At 70.8% G+C, this 8,974-nt stretch carries 10 protein-coding genes, 1 tRNA gene and 2 pseudogenes; 9 read left to right on the forward strand and 4 right to left on the reverse strand.

Features of this window, described 5'->3' with window-relative positions:
* Positions 1 to 305 (reverse strand): annotated as a pseudogene (fusA, locus tag I5I_RS05650) (elongation factor G); the annotation flags it as partial.
* A gap of 1 nt (position 306) precedes the next feature.
* On the opposite strand from fusA, the gene I5I_RS05655 reads away from it, so the two are divergent.
* Both I5I_RS05655 and I5I_RS05660 read left to right on the forward strand, forming a co-directional pair.
* The gene (locus I5I_RS05655; protein ID WP_306305728.1) at positions 307 to 954 is read left to right on the forward strand and encodes an AMP-binding protein; all 648 of its coding nucleotides are present in this window, start codon (positions 307 to 309) and stop codon (positions 952 to 954) included.
* A gap of 32 nt (positions 955 to 986) precedes the next feature.
* Complete coding sequence (locus I5I_RS05660) at positions 987 to 1,862, forward strand: DUF1295 domain-containing protein (RefSeq protein ID WP_036317490.1); 876 nt, start codon at positions 987 to 989, stop codon at positions 1,860 to 1,862.
* 17 nt (positions 1,863 to 1,879) lie between these two features.
* Here the strand turns inward: I5I_RS05660 and I5I_RS17260 are convergent, their stop codons facing one another.
* The gene (locus tag I5I_RS17260) at positions 1,880 to 2,269 is read right to left on the reverse strand and encodes a L,D-transpeptidase (protein ID WP_051039497.1); all 390 of its coding nucleotides are present in this window, start codon (positions 2,267 to 2,269) and stop codon (positions 1,880 to 1,882) included.
* Positions 2,270 to 2,300: 31 nt separating this feature from the next.
* On the opposite strand from I5I_RS17260, the gene I5I_RS17265 reads away from it, so the two are divergent.
* Positions 2,301 to 2,570: a hypothetical protein gene (locus I5I_RS17265; protein ID WP_036317491.1), complete on the forward strand. Its 270-nt coding sequence runs from the start codon at positions 2,301 to 2,303 to the stop codon at positions 2,568 to 2,570.
* A 32-nt stretch (positions 2,571 to 2,602) separates the two neighbouring features.
* Here the strand turns inward: I5I_RS17265 and I5I_RS05675 are convergent, their stop codons facing one another.
* Positions 2,603 to 3,091 (reverse strand): YajQ family cyclic di-GMP-binding protein, encoded by a 489-nt coding sequence (locus tag I5I_RS05675; protein WP_005049876.1) that lies wholly within the window; start codon positions 3,089 to 3,091, stop codon positions 2,603 to 2,605.
* 47 nt (positions 3,092 to 3,138) lie between these two features.
* Between I5I_RS05675 and I5I_RS05680 the strand changes: the two genes are divergently transcribed.
* The 4 genes from I5I_RS05680 to I5I_RS05695 all read left to right on the forward strand — a co-directional run bounded on the left by I5I_RS05680 (position 3,139) and on the right by I5I_RS05695 (position 5,859).
* The gene (locus I5I_RS05680) at positions 3,139 to 4,005 is read left to right on the forward strand and encodes a phosphotransferase (RefSeq protein ID WP_036317492.1); all 867 of its coding nucleotides are present in this window, start codon (positions 3,139 to 3,141) and stop codon (positions 4,003 to 4,005) included.
* A 38-nt stretch (positions 4,006 to 4,043) separates the two neighbouring features.
* Complete coding sequence (locus tag I5I_RS05685) at positions 4,044 to 4,529, forward strand: FBP domain-containing protein (RefSeq protein WP_036317493.1); 486 nt, start codon at positions 4,044 to 4,046, stop codon at positions 4,527 to 4,529.
* Positions 4,530 to 4,629: 100 nt separating this feature from the next.
* A tRNA-Tyr gene (locus I5I_RS05690) sits at positions 4,630 to 4,711 on the forward strand.
* Between the two features lie 125 nt (positions 4,712 to 4,836).
* Entirely contained in the window at positions 4,837 to 5,859 is a 1,023-nt protein-coding gene (locus I5I_RS05695; RefSeq protein ID WP_036317494.1) for a hypothetical protein, read from the forward strand.
* 3 nt (positions 5,860 to 5,862) lie between these two features.
* Here I5I_RS05695 and I5I_RS05700 read toward each other — a convergent pair whose 3' ends face one another.
* Positions 5,863 to 7,428 (reverse strand): phytoene desaturase family protein, encoded by a 1,566-nt coding sequence (locus I5I_RS05700; protein ID WP_036317495.1) that lies wholly within the window; start codon positions 7,426 to 7,428, stop codon positions 5,863 to 5,865.
* Between the two features lie 34 nt (positions 7,429 to 7,462).
* On the opposite strand from I5I_RS05700, the gene I5I_RS05705 reads away from it, so the two are divergent.
* Together I5I_RS05705 and I5I_RS05710 are read left to right on the forward strand one after the other, a co-directional pair.
* On the forward strand, positions 7,463 to 8,251 hold the full coding sequence (locus I5I_RS05705; protein WP_083867951.1) for an inositol monophosphatase family protein: 789 nt from the start codon (positions 7,463 to 7,465) through the stop codon (positions 8,249 to 8,251).
* Between the two features lie 177 nt (positions 8,252 to 8,428).
* Positions 8,429 to 8,974: pseudogene (locus I5I_RS05710) on the forward strand (M23 family metallopeptidase); the annotation flags it as partial.

The following is an 8,974-nucleotide window of genomic DNA, read 5'->3' on the forward strand; positions in this document are numbered from 1 at the left end:
GACATCTCCGACAGCGGGACGAGGGCGCGCACGATCTTGATGCCCGACCCGTCCTCCATCGACTGGATCTGGCCACGACGCGAGTTCAGGTCGCCGATGACGTCGCCCATGTACTCCTCGGGCGTGCGCACCTCGACCGCCATGAGCGGCTCGAGGATGGCGGGGTTCGCCTTGCGGATGGCCTCCTTGAAGCCCATGGAGCCGGCGATCTTGAACGCCATCTCGGACGAGTCGACGTCGTGCGACGCGCCGTCGAGCAGGATCGCCTTGACGCCCACGACGGGGTAGCCGGCGAGGACACCGACGTTGGGGTACGGGCTGACCGAGACGACCGCGCCTCTCACCGGCAACCTGCCCGGTCGCATCCGCTCGGGCACCGTCGGGGTGCCGCTTCCCGGCTCGACCGTGCGCATCGCCGACGACGGCGAGGTGCTCGCGAAGGGCGTCGGTGTGTTCGCCGGCTATCGCAACGCGGACGACGACCGTGACGCCTTCGTCGACGGCTTCTTCCGCACCGGTGATCTCGGCAGGCTCGACGAGCGCGGCCGTCTCGTGCTGGAGGGACGCGTCAAGGACGTCGTCACGACGTCGGGTGGCAAGACCGTCGCCCCCGCGCGGTGGGAAGCGGCGATCGAAGAGCACCCCGTCATCTCCTCGGCGGTGACCGTGGGGGAGGGGCGGCCGTATCTGACCGCACTCATCGTGCTCGACCAGGATGCGGTCACCGCCGCACGCGGCAGCGCCGTGGCGCTGGATGACCCCGACCTCCGCGCAGAGGTGCAGCGGGCCGTCGACGAAGCCAACGCGCTGGTCTCGCGCAGCGAGCAGGTGCGACGGTTCGCGCTCGTCTTCGCGGATGCCGAGGATCGCGAGATCGTGACGCCGACGCTGAAGATCCGGCGTCGTCAGCTGCTCGACCGCGAGTCGGGCACCATCGACGCCCTCTACCTCTGACCCGCCCTACGCCCCTCAACCGGAGAACTCCCATGTCACAGCGCCCGGGCGCCATCCTCGTCACCATCCTCGTCGCGTTCGGCATCGGCGCAGCACTCGCCGTCGCCGGCGGAAGCGCCGGCGCATCGTGGGGCGGCATCCCGCTGTTCGCGCTCGCGGTCGTCGTGGCATTCGCGATCCAGGTCGTCGCCTACATTCCGGCGGCGCTGCTGCGTACCGAGAAGTTCTTCGATCTCACGGGCGGCCTGACGTTCGCACTGGTCGCGATCGTCTTGCTCGCGGCCGTCGCGCCGGCCTCGGTGCGGGCGTGGGTGCTGGCCGTCATGATCGTCGTGTGGGGAGTGCGGCTGTCCGTGTTCCTGTACGTGCGGGTGCACGCGCAGGGCGCGGACGGCCGCTTCGATGACATCAAGATCAACCCATTGGCGTTCCTGCGGGTCTGGATCATCCAGGGTCTGTGGGTCGCCGTCACGTCGTCGGCCGCGTGGGTCGGCATCACCGCTACCGCCGCGGGTGGGCTCGACGTCTGGATCGTCATCGGTGCCGTGGTGTGGCTCGTGGGCCTGGTCATCGAGGTCGTCGCCGACGGGCAGAAGGCGGCGTTCCGCAAGGATGCCGCCAACAAGGGGCGCTTCATCGATTCGGGCGTCTGGGCGTGGTCGCGGCATCCGAACTACTTCGGCGAGATCCTCGTCTGGGTCGGCGTCGCGATCGTCGCGCTGCCGGCGGCGGTGGGCTGGCAGTGGGTCACCGTGATCTCGCCGCTGTTCGTGATCCTTCTGCTGACGCGGGTGAGCGGCATCCCGATGCTGGAGAAGCGCGCCGACGCGCGCTGGGGTGACGAGCCGGCCTATCAGGAGTACAAGAAGCGCACCCCGGTGCTGGTGCCCGGTCTCGGTCGCGGCTGAGCGGCTGGCGCCGCGGGTCAGCGCACCGTGACGCGCGTGCCGACCTCGACATCCTTGTAGAGGTGCGCGATCGCGTCGGTGGGCATGTGGACGCAGCCGTGCGAGCCGTTCTGCAGGTAGCCGTCGGTGCCGAAGGGGAAGGTCTGCCACGAGGCGTCGTGGAAGCCGACGTCGCCGTCGTCGAAGGGCATCCAGTACGCGACGTGGTCGTCCCACGAGCCGTGGCGGTCGTGGCCGACCAGCTCGGTGTCGCGGGTCATGCGACTGATCGCTAACGTTCCGGTCGGCGTCGCGTAGTCCGGGTCGAAACCGGAGGCGCCGGTGGTCACCGCCGAGTCCATCAGCAGATTCTCGCCCGAGCACTCCCAGAGGTGCTGCGCCGCGATGCTGACGTACACGTGCAGCACGCCGTCACGCGCCGCCTCGCGGCCGGGCCCCGTGCAGTTCGCATCCGGTGAGGGCGTCGTATGGACCGTCCACACGGCCGGCGTGGGCGTCGGCGCCGGAGTGGGTGTCGGTGTCGGTGTCGACGAGGGCGTCGCGGTCGGGGTGGCTGCTGCGGTCGGGGTGGATGCCGCGGGCGCCGCGGATGCTGCGGGTGTGCTGCAGCCGGCAAGGCACAGCAAGGCGGCGGCGGCCGTCGCAGCGGCGACGAGGGGCGGCCGACGATGGGGCGCGATCATCCCCGGAATCTATGCGAAGCGGTGATGAGTCAGGTGAGTGCCGCCCGCCCGCGTGCCTTACCGGTAGTTGACGAACTGGAGGTCGACGTCGAGGTCGGCGGCCTTGAGCATGCGCTGAACCTCCTGCAGGTCGTCGCGCGACTTCGACTGCACGCGCAGCTCGTCGCCCTGGATCTGCGCCTTGACCGACTTGGGGCCTTCGTCGCGGATGAGCTTGGTGATCTTCTTCGCGTTCTCGGAGGAGATCCCCTCTTTGAGCGTCGACGTGATGCGGTACTCCTTGCCCGAGGCCTGCGGCTCACCCGACTCGAGCGACTTCAGCGAGATGCCGCGCTTGATCAGCTTCGACTGGAACACGTCGAGCACCGCCTTCGCCCGCTCTTCGCTGTTGGCCTTGATGAGGATCGCCTCGCCGCTCCAGTCGATCGACGCGTCGGTCCCCTTGAAGTCGTAGCGCTGCTCGACCTCCTTGCGGGCCTGGTTGAGCGCGTTGTCCGCTTCCTGGCGGTCGATCTTGGAGACGATGTCGAAAGAGGAGTCAGCCATGCGTGGCAGTCTAATCGCGCGCGCTCGCGAGCCCGTAGGGTCGAACCGTGTACACCGGCTTCGTCGCTCCCGCGGATGACGTCGTCGACGACGCCGTCGCCCGCGCGCTGGGCGCCGCAGGGGAGCGGGTGCTGCGCGGTGGCTGGCGGCGCGTGGAGCACGGTTCGGCGAACCTCGTCGTGCTCGCGGGGAGCGTGGCGGTGCGAGTGGCGCGCAGCGCGGATGCGGCATCCGAGGCCCTCCGGGCCCAGCGGCTCGTCGACGCGTTGCCGGCACTGCCTTTCGCGGTGCCGCGCTCCGCGGGCCCGGCGATCGATGACCGTGCCGCGGGTGGCGTGGTCGCGATCGCGCAGGAGCGCGTCGACGGCGAGCCGCATCCGAGCGGCAGCGGCGACCCCGTCGAGCTTCGACGCCTCCTCGACACCCTTCGCGAGTCCGACCTCGCGCCGCTGCGAAGGCACCTGGCCCATCGACACACCTTCTTCGGCGGCGAGGAGGGTCTGCGTCTCATGACCGGCGAGGCCGTCACGATGCTCGCTCCGACGGCCCGTGAGCGCGCTCGCCGCGCGGCCGAGGCGTTCGTCGGGCTCGCGCCGCAGGGCGACGTGCTGACGCATGGCGACCTGGCCGGCAGCAACGTGCTGTGGACCGGTGGCGTCGCCTCCACCGTCTCGGGTCTGATCGACTGGGATCTCGCTGCCGCCGACGACGAGGCGAAAGATGTGGCGGCGCTCGCGACGTGGCACGGGTGGGATCTCGTGGCGCAGATCGTGCCGCCCGAAGTCACACACCGCGCACGTGTCACGGCGGCGACCTACCCTCTGCAGCTGCTGTGCTTCGCGATCGCGGGATGCCGACCCGCTGAGGAGATCGAGCGCGCCCTCACGCGGGCCAACGACACGTACGCGGGCTGACCGGCCCGGCGCGGCGGACCGGTTCGTAGACTGGACGGATGCAGCCGCTCACGGAGAACCAGGTGCGCGCCGCCCTCGTCAACGCGACACCCGACGAGCTGGACCGCGTGGGGCTTCCGCTCTCCCTCGTGCTCGCCGACTGGGATCACCTCGATTTCCTCGCGTGGTCCGATCCGGACTTCCGAGGTCGGGGCTACATGATCGTCGAGCGCGACGGTGTGCCCACCGGGATCGTGCTGCGCGCGGCATCCGGGTCCCGTCCGCGCGCCGCGATGTGCAACCTCTGCCACACGATGCAGCCCGGCAACCAGGTGGCGCTGTTCACTGCGCGACGGGCGGGGGATGCCGGGCAGCGCGGCGACAGCGTCGGCACCTACATCTGCGCAGATCTGGGCTGTCACGAGAACGTCCGCCTCGCGGCGCCGCTCGCGCCGAGCGAAGTGCGTGCCAGCGTCGATCGCCGTATCGACGGGACGCGCCACCGCGTGGAGGCCTTCGTGGAGCGGGTCGTGGCCCCGCTCTGACGCGCGCGATGCGGCCCGTGGTTTTTCGGAACGCGTGCGGCCGGGTAAGATGGTTGATCGCGCCTCCGGTCGACTGCAAAAGCCGGGCGGGTGCGCACTCGGCGAGTTACCCAAGCGGCCAAAGGGATCTGACTGTAAATCAGCCGTCTTCGACTTCGGGGGTTCGAATCCCTCACTCGCCACCCACCGAAAGGCCCCGCACGCGCGGGGCCTTTCGCTTTCCCGCGTGCGGAGCGAGACCTCTCGCGCCGTCGCACCCGCGTGACAGGATGGGTGCACGGCTGGATGCCCGACGAAGGGGAGAGACATGACCGAACCGACGAGTTCACCGCAGTCGAACAAGATCCTGCGAGCGACGATCTGGGTCGCGATCGGCGCCCTGATCGCCGCCGCCCTCGTGTGCGTGGTGTGGGTGCTGATCGGCGACTCGAACGGCATCGTGGGTAAGGCGTTCCTGACGATCCTCCTGCTGGCCGGCTTCGCCGGCGTCTCGATCGCCGAGTCGAACATGGCGCAGAACCGGCCCACCTGGCTCGCGCTGACGAGCATGATCTCGTGGGTGCTCATCCTGCTGGTGGGAGCGTTCCTCATCTGGATGCCGACCAGCGGCTACTTCGGCGCCGGCGCCGAGCGCGTGTTCAAGTTCATCGTCATCGCGCTCATCGTCCAGGGGGCTCTTCTGCACGCCCGACTCTTCCTCAAAGCGTTCCAGCGGCACCAGACGACCTTCACCTCGATCGTCACCTACGTGACCATCGGGCTCGTCGTCATCCTCATGGTCATGCTCGTGCTGCCGCTGATGACCGATGAGTTCGTCACCTACCGTCCTCTCTACTGGCGCGTGGTCGTCGCCCTCGCGATCCTGTCCGCCGTCGGCACCGCGCTCCTGCCGCTCGTGAATGCGCTGTTCGCGCCGAAGCGTCCGCGTCCGCACATCGCGGCCCCTTACGGCGCGGCACCCTACACAGCGGCTCCCTACGGTTCGGCCCCCTACGGCGCGGCTCTGCTTTCGGCAGCACCGCCCGCGGCGCCTGCTCCCGCGCCCGCCGCGCCCCCGCAGCCCGCCGCCGCTCCCGTACAGCCGTCCGCACCGACTCCGACCCCCGCCCCGGCGGCATCCGTGCCGTGGCCCACCTTCGCCGACGGCGTCACCCCGCTGCCGGTGTTTCCCGACGGCTCGCCGGACTGGAATGCCTACTACACGGGTCACCCCTCGGCCGGAGCGCGCTTCTGGTTCACCGACGCGCCGAGCGCGCCGGCGGCTCCGGCCCCGCACGGACACGACGGTTACCCGCCCGCCCCGCCGCTGCCGCCGCAGCCGCACAGCTGAGCGTCAGTCGAGAAGCTCCAGCGCCGCCATCGCGGCGTTGTGGCCGCCGATCCCGCTGACGGCGCCGCCGCGACGCGCGCCCGACCCGCACAGCAGTACCCGTTCGTGTGCCGTCGCCACGCCCCAACGCTCGGCGGCCGATTCGAGCGGCTCGTCGTCGCCCGCCCACGGCCACGACAGCGGCCCGTGGAAGATGTCGCCGGCTGTCATGCCGAGCGACCCCTCCAGGTCGGTCGTGGTCCGTGCTTCGATGCACGGCGAGCCGTCGGGCGCGATGAACAGGCAGTCGGCGAGTGGTTCGGCTAGAACCGCATCGAGCGAGCGGGTCGCGGCATCCACGAGCGTCGGCCGGTAGTCGGCGCTCGTGACACCGGCAGCCAATCGGTGTGGAACCTGCAGTCCGAACAGGGTGAGCGTCTGCGCGCCCGACTGCTGCAGAGCCGGTCCGAGAATCGACGGATCGGTGAGGGAGTGGCAGTAGATCTCGGCGGGAAGAGGCTGCGGGATGCCGCCGGCCACCGCGGCGGCGTGCGCGTCATCGAGCTGGGTCATCGTCTCGTTGACGTGGAACGTCCCGGCGAACGCCGCTTCGGGCGACACCGTCGTGTCGCGCAGCCGCGGCAGCCGTGACAGCAGCATGTTGACCTTGAGCTGTGCGCCCTCCGGGGCCGTGTCCGCGTCGGGCGCGGGCGCCGCCGAGATCAGGCGATCGAGCACGCTCGGGCCGACGCCGCTCAGCACGAGACGCGCGGTGATCTGCTCGCCCGTCCTCAGCGTCACGGTTCCCCTGGGGTCGATCGCGGTCACCGTCGCGTTGACGCGAACCTCGGCACCCGCCCGACGGGCCGCGTTCTCGAGTGCGGCGCTCACCCGGCCCATGCCGCCCACCGGAACATCCCAGTCGCCGGTGCCGCCGCCGATCACGTGGTAGAGGAAGCAGCGGTTCTGGCGCAGTGAGGGATCGTCGGCCCAGGAGAACGTGCCGATGAGACCGTCGGTGAGGGCGATGCCGCGCGCGATGTCGGTGCCCAGCCCCTCGCGCAGCAGGTCACCCAGAGGCCGTGTGGTCAGCGCGTCCCAGAGCGCCGTGTCCGCCATATCCGCCCGCATCTCGCTGGCGCGGCGCAGGGGTGCCGTCACCGAGGGGAAGACCGTCGCGGCGAGGGGGAGGAGACGGTCGGTGAACGTCTCGAAGCGCTCCGCCTCGCGCAGGTCACCGGTCGTGCGGATGAAGCTCGCGGTGGTGGCCGCGGCATCCGCATTGTCGACGAGGATGCCGCGGGAGGGGTCGGCGGGGTCGGGGGTGTACGACGAGTAACGGCGCCGCCGGAGGTCGAGCCGCAGATCGAGGTCGTCGATGATCGTGCGGGGAAGCAGACTCACGAGGTACGAGTAGCGCGACAGGCGCGCGTCGACGCCCGCCCAGGGCTGCTCCGACACCGCCGCGCCGCCGACCCGGTCCTGCCGTTCGAGCACGACGACGCGCTTGCGTGCCTGGGCCAGATAAGCGGCGGCGGTGAGGGCATTGTGGCCACCGCCGACGATCACGACGTCGTAGTGCGCGCTCATGAGGCCACGCTAGTGCGCGTAGCGTGGAGGCATGGTGGATGCCGCGCAGTGGGAGAAGATCGCCGTCGACATCGCACGGGAGGCGGGCGCGCTCGCGCGGCGTCGGCGGGCTGAGGGCGTCGCGGTGGCGGCGACGAAGTCCACCCTCGCCGACATCGTGACCGAGGCCGACCGCGAGGTCGAGCAGCTCATCCGCGACCGGCTGGCCGCGGCCCGCCCCGACGATGGCTTCCTCGGTGAGGAGTCCGATCCGCAGCCCGGCACGAGCGGTGTCACCTGGGTGGTCGACCCCATCGACGGCACCGTCAACTACGCCTACGGCATTCCGCAGTACGCCGTCAGCATCGCCGCGGTGACCGGCGAGGCGCGGCCCGAGACGTGGGTCGCGCAGGCCGCGGCCGTCTACAGCCCCGCCGTCGACGAGCTCTTCCACGCGCACCGCGGCGGGGGCGCCTGGCTCGGCGATCAGCCTCTGCGCGTATCGACGGTGACGGATGCCGGGGCCCTGCTCGCGACCGGCTTCGGATACGACCCCGCCACCCACGACGGCGACCTGGCACGCGTGCGCCGGATGATGGTGCTCGCCCGCGACCTGCGTCGCGCCGGCGCCGCCTCCCTCGATCTGGCGTACGTCGCCGCCGGGCGGCTGGACGGGTACTTCGAGCGCGGGCTCAAGCCGTGGGATCACGCGGCGGGAGCCCTGCTGGTCACGGAGGCGGGCGGCGTCGTCGGCGGACGTCCCGGTGATGCGCCGGGGGCGGAGATGACGATCGCGGCCGGCCCGGAGCTGTTCACGCAGATGCGCGAGCTTCTGCAGATGTGAGGCGTCCACGGTTTGATAGGAACGTGGACCGTGTGTCCATGGCATTCCCAGCGACCACGATGTAGTGTTTACCCGATCGTTATCTTTGCCGGCCCGAACGGCGAAGCGATCCGAAGCCCGTAGTACGTCGTCGTGCGGAACCCCCCTTCCGTGCGGCCCGACGAGAGCCTGTGTGATTTGACCCCCGACACCCCCGCGGCCGATGCCACGCCCTTGCGGCGAGCCAGCCGACGACCCGAGCCGGCCGCAGCGCCGACCGGGCCGGGTGCACTGACCCGCGCCGAGTACCGGCGCCTGGCGGCTCAGGCTGCCGCGGCGGCGCCGGCGGAGACTGTTCCCCTCGGCGCTCCCGCCGTCGTCGCCGAGGCGGCGCAGCCCGTGGCGCCCGTCGAGTCCGCGCCCGCTGAGCCTTCCCTCGCTGAGCCTTCCCTCGCCGAGTCGGTCGTCGCCGACGTCGCCGCGGCGATCGTCGCTGAGACCGCCGTCGGAGCACAGCCCGACGAGGCCTCCCGCCGGCGTCTGCGCCGCGCCGCGCGGGCCGTGTTCGAGTCGGTGGCCACCGAGGACGCGTCGGCGCTCGACGTCACGCCCCACGCCGCGCCCGCGTCGCCCGTCGCCGTCGAGCAGGCCAGGGATGTCGTGCCCGCTCCCGTCGCCAACCAGCTGCCGAAGGATTCCGCGTTCGTCGCGGACTCTAGAGGATCCCCGGGACCGAGCTCGAAT

Source organism: Microbacterium sp. B24 (genome assembly GCF_000333415.1).
Lineage (GTDB): Bacteria > Actinomycetota > Actinomycetes > Actinomycetales > Microbacteriaceae > Microbacterium.